This window comes from Actinomadura rugatobispora (assembly GCF_042656285.1).
GTDB lineage: Bacteria > Actinomycetota > Actinomycetes > Streptosporangiales > Streptosporangiaceae > Spirillospora > Spirillospora rugatobispora.
Window position 1 is genome coordinate 1 of sequence record NZ_JBHSON010000156.1, and the last position, 16,310, is coordinate 16,310.

Genomic DNA, 16,310 nt, shown 5'->3' on the forward strand with positions numbered 1-16,310 from the left:
ACGCGCACGCGATCGCCAGCATCGAACTCGGTGACATCCCCGAGGACAACATCATGTGCGAGACCGACTACCCGCACTCCGACACCACCTGGCCCGACTCCATCGGCGTGATCAAGAACCGGATCGGCCACCTGCCGGAGGAGACCCAGTACAAGATCCTGCGCGGCAACGCCGAGCGCCTCTACCGGTTCACCCCGGCCGAGCCGCCCGTCCTGGCCGGGGTCTGACGGTGAGCGGTCGCGTCGTCGTCGACCGGAGCCTCTGTCTCGGCAGCGGCATGTGCCTGGTCTACGCGCCGCACACCTTCGAGCACGATGAGCAGGCCAAGGCGGTCGTCGTGGACCAGGCGGGCGACCCCGCCGACGACATCGGCACCGCCGTCGACGCCTGCCCCACCAGCGCGCTGAGCCTGGCGCCGAACGACAATGGAGCGTGACACGGATGTTGCTTGAGGGAAAGAGCGCCGTGGTCACCGGCGCGGGGTCCGGCGTGGGCCGGGCGTCGGCCGTGCGGTTCGCGGAGGAGGGCGCCCGCGTCGTCTGCGCCGACATCAGCCTCGAGCGGGTCGAGGAGACGGCCGAGCTCATCGGCAAGGCGGGCGGCACCGCGGTGACGGTCCGGACCGACGTCTCCCGTGAGGACGACGTCATCGCCATGCTCGGCGCGGCGGTCGAGCACTTCGGCCGGCTGGACGTCCTGTTCAACAACGTCGGCGTCCCCACCCCCCGGCTGGGGGCCCTGCTCGAAGACCACACGGTGGAGGACTTCGACCGGCTGATCGGGGTCAACCTGCGCAGCGTCTTCCTCGGGAGCAAGCACGCCGTGCTGCGCTTCAAGGAGCAGGGCGACGGCGGCGTCATCCTCAACACCGGCTCGGTGGCCGGCCTCGTCGGCTGGGGCGGATCGGTGTACGGGTCGACCAAGGGCGCGGTGCACCAGCTCACCCGCGCCGTCGCCATCGAGGGCGCGCCGTTCGGCATCCGGGCCAACGCCATCTGCCCGGCCGGGATGCCCTTCACCAACTTCATGGCGGCGGGCGGCATGGGGGGCGCCGACCAGATGAGCGAGGAGGCGGTCCGGCAGGTCGGCGCCATGCACCCGCTCGGCCGTCCCATCACCGCCGAGGACTGCGCCGAGGCCGCCGTCTACCTGGCCTCCGACCGGGCCGCCAACATCACCGGCGTCCTCCTGCCGGTCGACGGCGGATACGTGGCGAGGTAGCGGAGATGAGCGAGACCCAAGCGCTGGACCGCGAGCGGCTCCGGCATCTGTTCGACCTGCGCAGCAGCTACAACGTGCGCATGGGCGGCGACTTCACCGCCGATCCCTACCCGGTCTGGCGGGAGCTGCGGGAGAAGGGGACGGTGCACGAGGGCACCGTGCACAAGCTGACGGGCTACGCGGGCGATGCCTTCTTCCAGGGCCTGCCCGAGCCCGACCGGCCGCACTACTCGGCCTTCAGCCACGCCGCCCTGGACGCCGCGTACCGCAACCCCGAGGTGTTCGCCTCCTCCCCGGACGAGGTCGATCCCACCAGCGGCGCCGACGTGTACAACAGCATGCTGAACATGGGCGGCGACCAGCACCGCCGCTACCGGGCCCTGGTGCAGCCGTCGTTCGTCCCGGCCCGGGCCCGGTGGTGGATCACCAACTGGATCGAGGAGACCGTCCACGCGCTGATCGACGGGTTCGCCGCCGACGGCCGCGCGGAGCTGAACGTCGACTTCTGCGCGGCCATCCCGGTGCTGACGATCACGGGCAGCTTCGGCATCTCCCCGGAGCGGGCGCTGGACGTCCGCGAGGCCATGTCCCGCCCGATGGAGATCGTGGAGGTGCTGCGGCCGATCGTGGCCGCCCGCCGTGAGAATCCGCAGGACGACCTGATCAGCATCCTGGTCGAGGCCGAGCTCAAGGAGGAGGACGGCACCACCCACCGGCTGTCGGACGCCGAGATCTACTCCTTCGCGCTGCTCCTGCTGCTCGCCGGGTCCGGCACCACCTGGAAGCAGATGGGCATCACGCTCGCCGCCCTGCTGCAGCGGCCGGACCTGCTGGAACGGGTGAAGGCCGACCGTTCGCTGCTGCGCCCCGCGATCGAGGAGGCGCTGCGGTGGATGCCCACCGACCCGATGTTCTCCCGGTACGTGACGCGGGACGTCGACTTCCACGGCACGCACCTGCCCGCCGGGTCGGTCCTGCACCTGTGCCTGGGGTCGGCCAACCGCGACCCGGCCCGCTGGGACAACCCGGACGAGTACGACATCACCCGCAAGATGAAGGCGTCCTTCGCCTTCGGCGGCGGCCCGCACATCTGCCTGGGCATGCACGTCGCCCGCGCGGAGATGAGCGCCGGGATCGGGGCGCTGCTCGACCGGCTGCCCGACCTGCGGCTGGACCCCGACCGCGAGCCGCCCCGCTTCATCGGCATGTACGAGCGCGGCGTCACCGAGATCCCCGTCGTCTTCGGATAGAGAGACCGCGCATGAGCGAGAAAGAGCCCGGCTACCAGGCGCCCGACCTCAACCTGGTCGGCGCCGAGCACATCCGCCGCTACCGGGAGACCGGCGGCGAGGTCGGCTACCTGTGGAACGGCGTGCCGACCCTGCTGCTGACCACGACCGGGCGCAGGAGCGGGCAGCCCCGCACGTCCGCGCTCATCTTCGGGCGCGACGGCGAGGACTACCTGGTCGTCGCGTCCAAGGGCGGCGCCCCGGACCACCCCCAGTGGTACCTGAACCTGGAGGCCGAGCCCCGGGCCGAGCTCCAGGTGCGGGCCGAGCACGTCCCGGTCGTCGCCCGCACGGCGTCGGCGGACGAGCGGCCCCGGCTGTGGAAGATCATGGCCGGGCAGTGGCCGAACTACGACGTCTACGAGACGCGCACCGAACGGGTCATCCCCGTGGTCGTGCTCTCCCCGGCAAGGGACGCGTGATGGAGCTGAAGATCGGACAGACCCTTGTCAGTGCCGTGGACGCGACCGCCGTGGTCGTCGTCCGCCACGCGGGCCCGGAGGTCTCGGTGACCTGCGGTGGTGAGGAGATGGCGGCGAGGACGTCGGTGCCGCCCGCCTCGCCCGCGGCGTCCGCGGGCGGGGGCGGGGGAGCGCAGCTGGGCAAGCGGTACACCGCCGAGGGCGTCGACATCGAGTTGCTGTGCGTGCGGGCGGGGACGGCGGAGCTGGCCGTCGACGGCAGCCCGGTGGTGCTGAAGAGCGCCAAGCCGCTTCCGGCCTCGGACTGACGACCATGGCGCTCTGGAGAAAGGTGAGGACCTGGTGATGGAGTTCGATCTCTCCTCCGACCAGAAGCTGTTCCTTGCGACGGCGCGGGAGTTTCTGGAGAAGGAGTACCCCCTGGACCGGATCCGCCGGAGCGGGGAGGCGGAGACGGGATTCGACCGCGACTGGTGGAGCCGGGCCGCCGAGCTGGGCTGGACGGCGCTGCTGGTGCCCGAGGAGCTGGGCGGGGGGAGCGTCTCGGGCAACGGGGTGCGGGACCTGGCCCTGCTCGCCGAGGAGCTGGGCACGGGGGTGGCCCCCGGAGCCCTGCTGGCGACCAACGTCGTGCTGGCGGGTCTGGTGGCGGCGCACGGCACCGGCCCCGGCCACGCCGCCGAGATCGAGGCGCTGGTCTCGGGCGAGAGCATCGCGTCGTGGGCGGTGTACGAGCCGGGCGGGTCGTGGGCCCCGCTGGCCCCGGGGCTGACCGCGTCCCCCTCGGCCGGCGGCGGTTTCCGGCTGGAGGGCGTCAAGGACCGCGTCGAGGCGGCCGGCCAGGCCGATCTGCTCCTGGTCACCGCCGCCACCCCGGACGGGACGGCGCAGTTCCTGGTCCCGGCGGTGGCCGACGGCGTGTCGGTCACGGCGCAGCGGAGCCTGGACCTGACCCGCAAGTTCGGGTCGGTGCGGTTCGACGGGGTGGAGGTGGACGCCTCCGCGCTGGTGGGGGCGCCGGGTGACGCGCGCGCGGTGGAGCGGCAGCTGCAGGTGGCGCTGGTCATCCAGTGCGCGGAGGTCTGCGGCGGGCTGACGCGCATGTTCGACGCGACGCTGAAGTGGGCGTTCGACCGCTACACCTTCGGCCGGCCGATCGCCTCCTACCAGGCGCTCAAGCACCGGTTCGCGGACAACCGGACCTGGCTGGAGGCGTGCCGGGCCACCACGTTCGCCGCCGCGGCGGCGGTGCAGGACGACGCCGCCGACGCGGCGAAGCTCGTCAGCGTCGCCAAGAGCTTCGTGGGGGACCGGTCGCTGACCGTCCTGCAGGACTGCGTGCAGATCCACGGCGGGATCGGGGTGACCTGGGAGCACGATCTGCACGTGTTCCTGCGCCGCGCGACGGTCGACCACTCGCTGTACGGGACCCCGGACGAGCACCGCCGGCGGCTGGCCGACCTGGCCGGTCTGTGATCGGCCGAGGGGAGAGAGGAACACGATGACCACCACCGAGAGCGTGGAGTCCTTCCGCGCCCGCGCGCGGGCCTGGCTGGCGGACAACATGCCGCGCATCGACCCGAACGCTCCGCACCTGAGCGGTGACGACCCGGCGCACTGGGTGCGCGCCCGGGAACTGCAGCAGAAGCTGTACGCGGGCGGGTTCGCGGGCATCTGCTTCCCGGCGGAGTACGGCGGGCTCGGCCTCCCGCACGCCTACCAGCAGGCGTTCAGCGAGGAGGCCGACGGTTACGAGATGCCGATCGTGCTGAACATCCCCTCGTTCAGCATCTGCTGCGCGACGCTGCTGGAGGCGGGCAGCGAGGAGCAGAAGCGGCGGCACATCGGTGCGGCGATCCGGGGCGAGGAGGTCCTCTGCCAGTTCCTGTCCGAGCCCAGCGGCGGCTCGGACCTGGCGGGCCTGCTGACCCGGGGGGTGCGGGACGGCGAGAACTGGATCATCAACGGCGCCAAGGTGTGGAGCACCTTCGCCTACGGCGCCGACTACGGGCTGTGCCTGGTGCGGACCGATCCGGACAAGCCCAAGCACGAGGGCCTGACCATGTTCCTGATGCCCACGCGGGCGCCGGGGCTGACGATGAACCGCATCCGGATGGCCGACGGCACCGACGAGTTCTGCGAGGAGTTCTTCGACAACGTCGTGCTGGGCCCCGAGCACGTGGTCGGGCAGGTCAACGACGGCTGGACGGTCGCGTCGCGGCAGCTGTACCACGAGCGCACCGCCGTGGGGGGCGGCTCGATCTTCACCAGCGGCTACGCCCAGCCGCCGACCAGGCCGCGGCCCGACATCCTCGACCTGGCCCGGCGGTCGGGCCGCGGCGACGAGCCGGAGGTGCGGCGGCGGGTCGGCGAGGCGATCGCGATGACGGTCGTGCACCGGCAGCTGGTGGACCGGGTCTCGGCCGGGATCGCCGGCGGCCACCTGCCGCCCGCCGCGGCCTCGGTGCCCCGGCTGTTCCACGCCGAGGAGAGCGAGTCCCACGCCGACGCCACGGTGCAGGTTTCGGGCGCTGCGATCGGCGTCGGGGCCGAGGGGGACGAGTTCGACTACGCGAGCCTGCACTTCCTGTGCCGCCAGGCGGGCAGCCTGGGGGGCGGCAGCTCGGAGATGGCGCGCAACCTCATCAGCGAGCGCCTGCTGGGCATGCCGCGCGAGCACGCGGCCGACCGCGGCGTCCCCTTCAACCAGATCAAACGCGGGGACCGATGAACCTCGCGATGATCCTGGACATGGTCGCCGACGGTGATCCCGGCCGGGTCCTGGTCGGGGACCGCGCGGGCGGGCTGACGGCCGCGGGGCTGCGGGACAGGGCCGTCGCCGGGGCGGCCCGCGTCGCCTCCTCCGGCGCGGACCGGCTGCTCTACCTGGGGCCGAACGGCCCGGCGTTCCCCGTCGCGCTGTTCGCCGCCGCGCTGGCGGGCGTCCCGTTCCTGCCCGTCAACTACCGCTACGGCGACGAGCAGCTCGCCGACGTGCTGGGCCGGCAGAAGGAGCCGCTGGTCGTGACCGACACCCCGGACCGGGTGGACGGGGCGCCGGCGATCGGCCTGGAGGAGTTCCTCGGCCTGCCCGCCGCGGAGAAGCCGCCGCAGGCCGCGTGGGAGATCGACGCGGAGTCGGTGGCGGTGCTGCTGATGACCAGCGGCACGACCGCCGCGCCGAAGAGCGCGGTGCTGCGGCACGCCAACCTGGCCGCCTACGTCTTCGGTTCGGTCGAGTTCGGGTCCGCGGCCGAGGACGACGCCACGCTGGTGTGCGTCCCGCCGTATCACATCGCCGCGGTGGCCAACGCCCTGTCGAACCTCTACAGCGGGCGCCGGATCGTCTACCTGGACCGGTTCACCCCCGAGGGCTGGCTGGAGACGGTCGAGCGGGAGCGGGTCACCCACGCCATGGTGGTGCCGACGATGCTGGTGCGGATCGTCGCCGAGTTGGAGGCCCGCGGCGCGCGGGGGCCGGCGTGCCTGCGCTCGCTGTCCTACGGCGGCGCGAAGATCTCCGGGGAGGTCGTCGAGAAGGCGCTGCGGCTGTTCCCCGAGACCGGCTTCGTCAACGCCTACGGCCTGACCGAGACCGCCTCCTCCATCGCGATCCTCGGCCCCGAGGACCACCGCGCGGCGGCCTCCGCGGCCGACCCGGCCGTCCGCGCCCGGCTCGGCTCGGTCGGCAGGCCGCTGCCCACCGTGGAGATCGAGATCCACGACGACGACGGCCGCCCGGTCGCGCCCCGGGTCGTCGGGGACATCGCGGTGCGCGGCCCCCAGGTCGCGGGCGAGTACCTGGAGGCCGGGCGGAAGGTCGGCGCCGACGGGTGGTTCCCCACCAGGGACCGCGGCTTCGTCGACGAGGCCGGGTACCTGTTCGTGCGCGGGCGCGCCGACGACACGATCATCCGCGGCGGGGAGAACATCGCCCCCGCCGAGATCGAGGACGTGATCAACGCCCATCCCGCGGTGCTCGACTGCGTCGTCGCCGGCGTCGAGGACGTCGAGTGGGGCCAGCGCATCGGCGCGTTCGTCATCCTCCGCCCCGGCCGGGCGGTCGACGAGGCCGGCGTGCGGGACTGGGTCCGGCGGCGGCTCCGCGGTTCCAGGACGCCCGACCAGGTGGTCGTCGTCGAGGAGTTCCCCACCTCGGCCACGGGCAAGATCCTCCGCCGCGAACTGGCCGAGAGGGCCGCCGGCGGCGGGCTCTGACCGGCGGGCTCTGACCGGCGTGCGCGCCGCCGTTCGCGGGGCGGCGCGCACCGTGGCCGCGGGCGAGACGGGCGGGCCGGCCCCCGGCGGCCCGCCCGTGCCCGGGTGTCGGCGGTCGGGCGTCAGCGGCCGGCCTGGACCTCCCGGCGGGCGAACACCCACCTCCCGTCGATCTTGACGAACTCGTCGTCGTAGCGGCCGGCCATCGCCAGGACCGGCTGGGCGCCCACCGGGCGCAGGAAGAGGAAGTCCGAGACCGCGGTGACCCTGCCGTTCCCGGTCTCCAGGACGGTGTTGAGGGTCAGGTGCTTGCCCCGCCGCTCGGGCGGCCCCTGGCTCTCCTCGAAGCACGCGGTGATGGCGGCCGTACCGCGGGCCTCCAGGTTCCGGGCGGGCACGGCGAAGACCCCGTCCGGCGCGAACAGCGCCGACACCCCGGCGATGTCGCCGTCGTCGCAGGTGCGGCAGTAGCGGGCGAGCGTGGTGCGGACGGCGAGTTCGTCCTCGAGCGTGAAGTCGTCCATGGCCCCATGCTATGACGTCGACGTCGATTTCGATATTACCCCTGTGATGCGGGGCGCAGAAGGTTGCGCCGGCGCGGGCACGCTCTTTATATTGACGTCAATGTCGGAATTTAACGCGGGAAGCGCGCCCGGCCCCCTGGCCGGCGACGTGCACACCTACACGGCCGCCTTCGAGGCGTGGCTGGCCGCACGGCCGCCGGCCTTCGTCGCCGCGGCGCGGCCGATCCCCTCGTACGCCGAGCGGGTCGCCGCCATGTCGGAGCTCATGCGGGTGCTGTTCGACGAGGGCTGGGCGCGCCGCGGATGGCCGGAGGAGTTCGGCGGACTGGGCGGCGGCATCGCCTACCGCGCGGCGATGTGGGAGGCCCTGGCCCGCCACGGGCTGGGCGCCATGGCCCTGTTCGAGCATCTGGAGATCCTGGCGCCGACGCTGCTCGCGATGGGCCGCCGCGACTTCGCCGCGCGGGTGCTGCCGCGCTTCCTGCGCGGCGACGAGCGCTGGTCGCAGGGGTTCTCCGAACCCGAGGCCGGGTCGGACCTGGCCAGCGTCCGGACCCGCGCCACCGCGGACGGCGACGGCTACGTGATCAGCGGCCGCAAGATCTGGACCAGCTGGGCCCGCTACGCGTCCTGGTGCCTGGTGCTGGCCCGCACCGGCACCCGGGAGTCGCGCCACCGCGGCCTGACCGCCTTCGCCGTCGATCTGCGCTCACCCGGGGTCGAGGTCAGGGCGATCGAGCAGGCCAACGGCACCGACGAGCTGGCCGAGGTGACCCTGGAGGGGGTGCGGGTGCCGTCCGGCCAGGTCGTGGGCGAGGTCGGCGGCGGCTGGAAGGTCGCGATGCACATCCTCGCCCACGAGCGGGGGACCTTCGCCTGGTTCCGGCACTGCTTCCTGTACCGCCAGCTGTTCGACGGCCTCCGTCCCGCGGCGGAGGCCGAGGACGGCGGCCCGCGCGCCGAGGACGGCCTGCTGGGGGAGGCCCTGCTGGATCTGGCCGCGGTGCGCGCGAGCAGCCACGTGGTGATGGACCGCTATGTCACCGGGACGCTGGCCGGCCCCGAGGCGGCCTTCTCCAAGCTGCTGCTGGCCGCGGCCGAGCAGTCGGTCAACGACTGGTCGCTGGCCGACGACACCGACCTGGCCATCGGACTCCAGGACGAGCACGCGGCGGTCCGCCGCCAGGACTACCTCTTCTCCCGCATCGTGACCGTCTATGGGGGGTCCCAGCAGATGCAGCTCGACACCATCGCCAAGCAGATCCTGCGGCTGCCATGAGGCCGCTCCTCGCCGAGGGCGCCGATGACGCGTTCGTCGACGCCGCGAGCCGCGCGCTGCGGGCCGGCGACGGAGGCGACCCGCTCACCTCGCTCGGCTGGTGGGACCTGCTGACCGAACTGGCCGACCTCACGGCCCGCCAGGCCGCGCTGGCGCTGTTCCGCGCCCAGGGGCGGGAACTGGCCGACTCGGCCGCGCTCGGCGCCCTGATGGCCCAGCCGTTCCTCGACCTGACCGGGCTGTCGCCCGGGAAGCTGGTCGCCGCGATCCCCCGCCGCTCGGCCCGCCGCGGCGAGCGGCTGGTGGTCGTGGGCGACGTCGCCGGCCGGTCGCTGCTCATCGACCGTCCCGGGCACGGCGCCGACGTCGTCGCCGCCGACGAGGTCGAGCTGCGGACCGTCGCCGTCGCCGGCCGCCTGACGATCCGGGAGATCGACCGGGAACCGCCGGCGGCGGTCCCGGCCGTCCCCGAGGACCGGGCCGCCCCGGCCCGTGCGCGCGGCCGGTTCCTCGGCCGGATCGCCGCGGCCCTGGAGATCCTGGGGGCGGCCGAGGCCGGCCTGCTGCTGGCGGCCGAGCACGCCGCGGCCCGGGAGCAGTTCGGCCGGCCGATCGGGACGTTCCAGGCCGTCCGGCACCTGCTGGCCTGGGCGCTGACGGACCTGGCCGCGGTGGACGGCGTCACGGCCACGGCCGTACGGCTGGACGGGGACACCCCGCCGCGGCACGACCAGGTCGTCAAGGCGCTGGCGGGCCGCAACGGCCGCCGCGTCTGCCAGCGCACCCTCCAGGTGCTGGGCGCCATCGGCTTCACCGCCGAGCACGACCACCACCACTTCCACAGCCGCGTCCTGGCCCTGGACGCGCTGCTGGGAACCTCTACCGAACTGACCCACGGACTGGGAACCTGGGTCCGGGAAACGCGGACCGACCCGGCCCTGCCCGCCGCCGCGCTCCTCCGGAGGTGGGACTCATGACGACCACACGCGCCGACCTGCGGGAGCTGGCCGCCGCGCTGAGGAAGGCCCTGGGCGCCGGCGCCCCCTCGCAGCAGCCGGTCGTCGACACTGATTGGCGCGCCCGCTGGCCGACCCTCACCGAACTGGGCGTCACCGCGTTCTGCGCCACCGAGGAGTGCGGCGGTTTCGGCGACGAGGCGCCGGCCGCCCTGACGGCCGCCCGGGAACTCGGCGCCGCGCTCCACGGCGCCCCCTACGCGGGAGTGGTCGCCGCCGCCCACGCGCTGTCGCGCTGGCTCGACGACCCCCGCCGCCCGGCCCTGCTCGAAGAGATAGGGGCCGGCGAGCACATCCCGGCACTGGCCTTCCTCGATCCCGCCGCGACCGTGGTGGAGCGGGACGGGGAGGTGCGCGTCGACGGGCGGGCGTACCTGGTGGCCGGCGCCGAGGAGGCCGACTCCTTCCTGTGCCTGCCGCCTGACGGCGACACCATGGTGTTCGTTCCCCGCGCCGGCACCTGCACCGCGCAGAGCTCCCACGCGTTCGACGTCACCCGATCGTGCGCCGACATCGCCTTCACGGGGGCGCAGGGCTCGCCCGTGAGGGCGGAGCCGGGCGGGCGCCTGCGGGTCGAGCGCCTGCACGGCCTGCTGCTCGCCGGCGACGCTCTGGGCGGCCTGGAGCGGATGCTGGAGCGGACGGTCGGCCACGCCCGCGAGCGCAAGGCGTTCGGGAAGGCCATCGGCGGGTTCCAGGCCGTCCAGCACCGGCTCGTCGACCACACCGTGCGGCTGCGCGGCGTGTCCCTCCTGGCCGAGGCGGCGGCCGACCGGCTGGGCACCGGGGCACCGGACGCCGGACGGACCGTCCTGCTCGCCGAGGCCGCGGTCGCCGAGGGCGCCGTCCCCATGCTGCACGACCTGCTGCAGCTGACCGGAGCGATCGGCTTCACCTGGGAGTACGGCCTGCACCTGTACGAACGGCGCGCCCACCTGGACGCCCGCCTCGGACGCAACCCGCGCCAGGCCCTGCGGTCGATCGCCCGGCACGAGGGCTGGTCCGGCGGGGGACGTCCGGCCGGCTCCGCGAGCGCCGACCCGTCCGGGCGCCACGTCCCGACCTGGTGAACCACGGCCTGGAGGCGCCGGACGCGACCGTCCGGCGCCTCCAGGCCGCCCGGCCGTTCAGTCGTGCGCGGGCGCCCGCTCCGCGGCGGCGTCGTGCATGCCGAGCGCGTTCGTCCAGATGCGGGTGAGCTGCTCGGTCGCGCCGGCGAGGTCGAAACCGAAAGTGTTGTCGGTGTTGAAGAGGTACTCGGCGAAGTAGGCGACCATGCCGCCGAGCGCCTGGGCCGCGTAGGCGGGGTCCACCGCGGGGTCGGCGTGGCCGGCCTCCTGGAGGTGGCGGATGCGGCGCTCGATGGCGCGCGCGAAGGCGTCCTGGCGCTGCAGGCGGGTCTCGCTGACCTCGGCGTCGATCGTGGCCACCTGGTGGATGACCCGCATGATCTTGGCGTCGGCGGCGTAGGCCAGCAGGTAGTGCTCGTTGGCCGCGCGGATCCGCTCGACCGGGTCGGCGTCGGCGGGAGCGGGCTCCAGGGTGAGCAGGTTGAGCTCGACCGAGTCGACGATCTCGGTGAAGATCTCTTCCTTCGAGACGAAGTAGGTGTAGAAGGAGCCGTGGGAGATGCCCGCGGCGTCGCAGATGTCGGCGATCCGGGCATGCAGGAAGCCGTCGCGCTCGAAGACCGCCTTGGCCCCCTCGATGAGCCGGCGTCGGGTCTCGCGCCCCCGGAAGGTGCGTCCGGTGCCGCGGCGCTTGTCGGTTTCCTCGTCGCCCCGCCTGCCGCGGCCGGCATTGGGGAGGACGGCTCTGCGGGCGGTCCGTTCAGCCAAAGGTGATCCTTTCTGACGATGCGGCGGCGCGGCCCGGTGCCGTCTCGCCCGCGGTCACCGGGTCACCGCGCGCAGGCGCGCGGCCAGGTCGCCGTCCTTCCCGGGGGACTCCATGAGCAGGCGCGAACGGACGACCTTCCCCGACGCGGTCCGCGGCAGCGGGCCGTCCCAGCGCACCAGTTGCTCGGGCAGCTTCCGCTTGGCCAGCCCCGCGGCGAGCAGGTGCTCCACGACGCCGTCGAGCGTGATCCCGGCGCGGTCCGCCGGCCGGACGGCGACGGCGAGCCGCTCCCCGGTGGCGGGGTCGGGATGGGCGAACGAGGCGCTCTCGAGCGCGCCGGGGAGACCCTCGAGAGCGGCGTCGATCTCGGCCAGCGAGATCTTCAGGCCGTTGCGGTTGGCGACGTCCTTGAGCCGGCCGACGACCGTCAGCCTGCCCTGGTCGAGCTCGACCTGGTCGCCGCTGCGGTACCAGCCGTCCTCGAAGGCGTCGTCGTCGTCGGCGGGATCCAGGTAGCCCAGGAACAGGCACGGCCCGCGCAGCAGGCCCTCCATGGGGTGCTGGGCCGAGCCGACGCGCACCTCGCTCCCGGGCGTGAGCGCGCCGTCGTCGGACAGCCGCCGCTCCCGCTCGTCGCCGGGGAGGCTGCCGGTGAAGTTGGGCGCCTCGGACGAGCCGTACACGCGGGCGATCTCGATCCCGAAGGTGTCGGTGGCCAGTTCGAGGAGGGGCCGCGGGAGCATCGCGCCGCCGAGGGCGAGCGTCCGCAGGCTGAGACGCGCGCCGGCGTCGGCCTTGGTGTCCGCCAGCGCGGCGTGCAGCAGGCGCTCGGCGATGACCGGGGCGCCGCCCAGCAGCGTCGCCCCGGCGGCGTTCATGCGCCGCAGGGACTCCTCCGGGTCGAAGCGGTCCTCCAGGACGAGCGCGGCGTGCGCGTCGGCCGCGAGATGGACCTGCATGAGTCCGGTGATGCTGGTGAGCGGGCTGACGAGGAACTGCACCGTGCCCTCGTCCGCGGAGGTGATCAGCGCCATGTTGCGCGCGCCCGCGGTGAGGGTGTTGAGGGAGTGGACGACCCCCTTGGGGCGGCTGGTGGTGCCCGAGGTGAACAGCACGACCGCGGCACGGTCGCGGTCCGGCTCGCTCCACGCCGACGACGGGCTCGCGGCGGTGGCGCCGGGTGCGGGCCGCTCGTCGAACAGCTCCAGGGACACGGTCGCGGCCGGGTCGAGTACCTCGCCCAGGCGACCGGCCTCCGTGGCGGGCACGATGACCCGCGATCCCTCGGGCAGGACGTCGAGCGCGGCGCGCAGGTCCGCGATCCCGCACCGGCGGTCGAGCGCCACGACCGTCGCCGCCGAGCGCAGCAGCGCGTGGTAGGCGATCACCCCGTGGCGCGTGTTGCCGCTGACCAGCACGGCGCCGTCGCCGGCCCGGACGCCCGCCGCGGCCAGGGTCGCGACCCCGGCGGCCACGGCCTCCGCCAGCTCGGCGCGGGTCATCCGCCGCTCGTTGTCGACCAGCGCCACCGCGCCGGGCCCGCGGGCGGCGGCCGCCTCGACGCCGTCGGCCAGGGTCCGGTCGTCCCACAGGCCGGCGGTCCGGTACCGTCGCGCGGCCTCGGCGGAGGCGCGCGGGAAGCCGTCGGTCGCCGTCATCGGCTCACGCCCGCGGAAGGCCGAGGAGCTGCCGTCCGATGATGCCGCGCATGATCTCCGAGGCCCCGCCGGACACGGTCAGCGCGCGTGACCACAGGAACGCTTCGTACCATCGCTCGACGACCTCCCGGTCCGATTCGTCGACATGGGCGGCGGAGGCCACGATGCCGAGGGCGCGCTCGCACAGCTCGACGTTCAGCTCCGTGTAGACCAGCTTGGCCACGGGGCCGTCGGCGGGGTGCTCCTCGTCGCTCACGATCCGCCGCACGGTGTCCTGGACGATGAGCTTGGCCGCCTCTGTCCTCGCCAGCAGCTCGGCGAGGGTGGCCTGGACGCTCTCCTGGTCGATCGCCCGGCTACCGTCGGGCAGCCGGGCCGCGCGGGCCAGGGCGACCAGGTCGTCGTACATCATCTCCAGCTGGACCGCGTTGGCGCCGACGAAGGCGCGCTCGGAGGCGAGCCCCGAGTTGATCACCGACCAGCCCCCGCCGACCGGGCCCAGCACGTTCTCGGAGGTCAGCCGGACCTCGTCGAGGAACACCTCGCAGAACTCGGCCGATCCCGTCATCTCCCGGATGGGGCGGACGGTGATCCCCGGGCTGTCCATCGGCACCACGAACGCGGTCAGGCCCGCGTGCCGCTCGGCCGCCGGGTCGGTGCGGGCCAGCAGCATGCCCATGTCCGCCCAGTGCCCGTCGGTGCACCACACCTTCTGCCCGGTCACGACGAACCCGTCACCGGAGGCGTCGGCCCGGGTGCGCAGCGAGGCCAGGTCGCTGCCCGCGTCGGGCTCGCTGAAGAGCTGGCACCAGATGTGCTCGCCCGAGCGGATCCGCGGCAGGTACGCGCGCTTCTGCGCCTCGGTCCCGAACTCCAGGATCTCGTGGCTGGCCAGCATCACCTGGTCGAGCGGGCGGTAGGCGCGGGCCCGGAACAGCTCCTCCATCAGGATGAGGTCCCGCGTCGGCCGGTGATCGGGACGGCCGCCCCATTCGGGGGGCCAGCCGGCGCCCAGGTGGCCGGCCTCGTACAGCGCGCCGAGCCACCCCCGGATCTCGCGCTCCTCACCGGCGTCGCGCGGCGCCCGCGTCCCCTCGCTCATGCGCAGGCGCGGCGCGCGCTCGGCGATGAAACTCCGGACCTCCGCCCGGAACCGCTCGTCCTCGTCCTCGACGTTCACCGGTCAGCTCGTTCCCCGTCGGCTCAGCATCTTCGCCAGATTGGCCTGGAACGCCTGCTCGTCGAAGGAGGCCGACTCGCTCTCGATCCCCTTCGACAGTAGCGCTCCGACCGCGCGCAGCAGCGAGTCGTTGAGCAGCGCCTTGGTCTCGGTGACCGCCTGCGGCGGGGACTTCGCCAGCCGGGTCGCGAGCTCCAGGGCCGCGGTGAGCGACTGGCCCTTCGGCACGACCCGGTTGGCCAGGCCGAGCCGCAGCGCCTCCTCGGCCGGCAGCCGCTCGCCGAGCAGGATGTACTCCTTGGCCCGCAGCAGGCCGGTGAGCAGCGGCCAGGTCAGCGCGCCGCCGTCGGCGGCGACCAGGCCCAGCGCCACGTGCGGGTCGGCGAAGTAGGCGTGCTCCTCGATGACCACGAGATCGCTCATGGCGGCGAGGCTGCAGCCGAGGCCGACCGCCGGGCCGTTGACGGCCGCGACGATGGGCACGCGGACGGAGGTCATCCCGCGGACGATGTCCACCGCCTCCGCCATGATGTGGGCCCTCAGCGCGGTGTCCCGGGTCATCCTGTCGAGCAGGCCGAGGTCTCCGCCCGCCGAGAAGGCCTTGCCCGAGCCGGTCAGGACGATGGCGCGGATGTCCGGCGACGCGTCGAGCTCCGGCCAGACCCGGGCGAGCGAGGCGTGCAGCGCCTCATCACTGGAGTTGAGGGTCTCGGGACGGTTCAGCGTCACGATCCCCACCCCCTCACGGGCCTCGACGAGCACGGGGCTGTCGGCCTCCCGGCCATCGGCCATGTGCGGCCTCCCTCGATGGTTACGCGATCTGCTGTCGCGTCGACCCTGACAGTTTTCTACATTGACGTCAATGTTGCATGCGTCTCGCGTCGACCCCGCGGACCGGCCGCGGCGCGCGCGGGCTGCCGGGCGGTATCAATAGATGAATTCGATGTCAATATTGTTACCGCGTTCGGGAGAAGATTACTGTGGTCAGCCCTGGTACATCGCGGCCGAGGCCCCGCTGGTGACCGCCCCCGACCGGCCGGCACGAGGAGTGCGAGATGCTCGTCACCCCCGAAGACCACGCCGCCATCAGCGACCTGCTGGCGCGCTACTGCATCACGCTCGACCTGGACGACGTGGAGGGCTGGGTCTCGCTGTTCACGCCCGACGCCCGCTACGAGGTGTACGGGCGCACGTTCGACGGGCACGAGGGCCTGCGCAAGATGGCCGGCTCGGCCCCCGGAGGACTGCACCTCGGCGGGGTCCCGGTCATCGAGATGACCGGCGCCGACCGCGCCCGCACCACGCGGAACCTGCTCTTCGCCGAGCGGACCGAGGGCATCTCCCGCCACGCCGTCTACGTCGACGAGCTTGTCCGGACCCCGGACGGCTGGCGCATCGCCGCCTGCCGCTGCCGGTTCATCACGGCCGACGGCCTCGCCGACCGGCCCGCACGCTAGGAGTCGTCGTTGCCACAGATTCCCTTCGCGCCCGATGTCTTCACCTGGCCCAGTGAGCGACCTCAGTTGATCGGGGGGCGGTGCGGCCGGTGTGAGGCCACGACGTTCCCGATGCAGTCGTCGTGTCCGCGGTGTGGTGACACCGGTATGGGGCGGGTGCTGCTGCCGCGTACCGGGACGCTGTGGACGTGGACGACGCAGGAGTTC

At 73.5% G+C, this 16,310-nt stretch carries 19 protein-coding genes; 14 read left to right on the forward strand and 5 right to left on the reverse strand.

Annotated elements, in window-relative coordinates; all coding sequences use genetic code 11:
- The 9 genes from ACFPZN_RS53355 to ACFPZN_RS53395 all read left to right on the forward strand — a co-directional run.
- Positions 1–227: amidohydrolase family protein (locus ACFPZN_RS53355; protein ID WP_378292571.1), on the forward strand; the 227-nt coding region annotated here is incomplete at its 5' end.
- Positions 228–229: 2 nt separating this feature from the next.
- Positions 230–436 carry a ferredoxin gene (locus tag ACFPZN_RS53360; protein WP_378292573.1) on the forward strand — a complete coding sequence of 69 codons (207 nt, stop codon included), beginning with the start codon at positions 230–232 and terminating at the stop codon, positions 434–436.
- 5 nt (positions 437–441) lie between these two features.
- Complete coding sequence (locus tag ACFPZN_RS53365; RefSeq protein ID WP_378292575.1) at positions 442–1,221, forward strand: SDR family NAD(P)-dependent oxidoreductase; 780 nt, start codon at positions 442–444, stop codon at positions 1,219–1,221.
- Positions 1,222–1,226: 5 nt separating this feature from the next.
- Complete coding sequence (locus tag ACFPZN_RS53370; protein WP_378292578.1) at positions 1,227–2,471, forward strand: cytochrome P450; 1,245 nt, start codon at positions 1,227–1,229, stop codon at positions 2,469–2,471.
- A gap of 11 nt (positions 2,472–2,482) precedes the next feature.
- Positions 2,483–2,932, forward strand: a complete 450-nt coding sequence (locus ACFPZN_RS53375; RefSeq protein WP_378292580.1) for a nitroreductase family deazaflavin-dependent oxidoreductase — start codon at positions 2,483–2,485, stop codon at positions 2,930–2,932.
- Positions 2,932–3,240 carry a hypothetical protein gene (locus ACFPZN_RS53380; RefSeq protein ID WP_378292582.1) on the forward strand — a complete coding sequence of 103 codons (309 nt, stop codon included), beginning with the start codon at positions 2,932–2,934 and terminating at the stop codon, positions 3,238–3,240. The genes ACFPZN_RS53375 and ACFPZN_RS53380 overlap by 1 nt, the downstream gene beginning before the upstream one ends.
- Positions 3,241–3,277: 37 nt before the next feature.
- Positions 3,278–4,408 carry an acyl-CoA dehydrogenase family protein gene (locus ACFPZN_RS53385; protein ID WP_378292584.1) on the forward strand — a complete coding sequence of 377 codons (1,131 nt, stop codon included), beginning with the start codon at positions 3,278–3,280 and terminating at the stop codon, positions 4,406–4,408.
- 25 nt (positions 4,409–4,433) lie between these two features.
- Positions 4,434–5,663: an acyl-CoA dehydrogenase family protein gene (locus ACFPZN_RS53390; RefSeq protein WP_378292586.1), complete on the forward strand. Its 1,230-nt coding sequence runs from the start codon at positions 4,434–4,436 to the stop codon at positions 5,661–5,663.
- Positions 5,660–7,150, forward strand: a complete 1,491-nt coding sequence (locus ACFPZN_RS53395; RefSeq protein WP_378292588.1) for a class I adenylate-forming enzyme family protein — start codon at positions 5,660–5,662, stop codon at positions 7,148–7,150. Before ACFPZN_RS53390 ends, ACFPZN_RS53395 begins: the two co-directional genes overlap by 4 nt.
- Before the next feature lie 122 nt (positions 7,151–7,272).
- On the opposite strand, the gene ACFPZN_RS53400 is transcribed toward ACFPZN_RS53395, so the two are convergent.
- Positions 7,273–7,674 (reverse strand): nuclear transport factor 2 family protein, encoded by a 402-nt coding sequence (locus ACFPZN_RS53400; protein ID WP_378292590.1) that lies wholly within the window; start codon positions 7,672–7,674, stop codon positions 7,273–7,275.
- A gap of 100 nt (positions 7,675–7,774) precedes the next feature.
- Here ACFPZN_RS53400 and ACFPZN_RS53405 point away from each other — a divergent pair, with 100 nt between their 5' ends.
- Genes ACFPZN_RS53405 through ACFPZN_RS53415 form a run of 3 tightly spaced genes read left to right on the forward strand, consistent with a single transcriptional unit; the run spans position 7,775 to position 11,039 of the window.
- On the forward strand, positions 7,775–8,953 hold the full coding sequence (locus ACFPZN_RS53405) for an acyl-CoA dehydrogenase family protein (protein ID WP_378292593.1): 1,179 nt from the start codon (positions 7,775–7,777) through the stop codon (positions 8,951–8,953).
- Positions 8,950–9,930, forward strand: a complete 981-nt coding sequence (locus ACFPZN_RS53410) for an acyl-CoA dehydrogenase family protein (protein ID WP_378292595.1) — start codon at positions 8,950–8,952, stop codon at positions 9,928–9,930. The genes ACFPZN_RS53405 and ACFPZN_RS53410 overlap by 4 nt, the downstream gene beginning before the upstream one ends.
- On the forward strand, positions 9,927–11,039 hold the full coding sequence (locus tag ACFPZN_RS53415) for an acyl-CoA dehydrogenase family protein (RefSeq protein ID WP_378292598.1): 1,113 nt from the start codon (positions 9,927–9,929) through the stop codon (positions 11,037–11,039). The genes ACFPZN_RS53410 and ACFPZN_RS53415 overlap by 4 nt, the downstream gene beginning before the upstream one ends.
- A gap of 57 nt (positions 11,040–11,096) precedes the next feature.
- On the opposite strand, the gene ACFPZN_RS53420 is transcribed toward ACFPZN_RS53415, so the two are convergent.
- Genes ACFPZN_RS53420 through ACFPZN_RS53435 form a run of 4 tightly spaced genes read right to left on the reverse strand, consistent with a single transcriptional unit; the run spans position 11,097 to position 15,438 of the window.
- Positions 11,097–11,807, reverse strand: a complete 711-nt coding sequence (locus ACFPZN_RS53420) for a TetR/AcrR family transcriptional regulator (RefSeq protein WP_378292600.1) — start codon at positions 11,805–11,807, stop codon at positions 11,097–11,099.
- Positions 11,808–11,861: 54 nt separating this feature from the next.
- On the reverse strand, positions 11,862–13,466 hold the full coding sequence (locus tag ACFPZN_RS53425; RefSeq protein WP_378292602.1) for a class I adenylate-forming enzyme family protein: 1,605 nt from the start codon (positions 13,464–13,466) through the stop codon (positions 11,862–11,864).
- 4 nt (positions 13,467–13,470) lie between these two features.
- Positions 13,471–14,646, reverse strand: a complete 1,176-nt coding sequence (locus ACFPZN_RS53430; RefSeq protein ID WP_378292604.1) for an acyl-CoA dehydrogenase family protein — start codon at positions 14,644–14,646, stop codon at positions 13,471–13,473.
- A 3-nt stretch (positions 14,647–14,649) separates the two neighbouring features.
- On the reverse strand, positions 14,650–15,438 hold the full coding sequence (locus ACFPZN_RS53435; protein ID WP_378292606.1) for an enoyl-CoA hydratase/isomerase family protein: 789 nt from the start codon (positions 15,436–15,438) through the stop codon (positions 14,650–14,652).
- Positions 15,439–15,701: 263 nt separating this feature from the next.
- Here ACFPZN_RS53435 and ACFPZN_RS53440 point away from each other — a divergent pair, with 263 nt between their 5' ends.
- Both ACFPZN_RS53440 and ACFPZN_RS53445 read left to right on the forward strand, forming a co-directional pair.
- On the forward strand, positions 15,702–16,103 hold the full coding sequence (locus tag ACFPZN_RS53440) for a nuclear transport factor 2 family protein (protein WP_378292609.1): 402 nt from the start codon (positions 15,702–15,704) through the stop codon (positions 16,101–16,103).
- A gap of 66 nt (positions 16,104–16,169) precedes the next feature.
- A partial coding sequence (locus ACFPZN_RS53445; protein WP_378292611.1) for a Zn-ribbon domain-containing OB-fold protein occupies positions 16,170–16,310 on the forward strand: 141 nt, incomplete at its 3' end.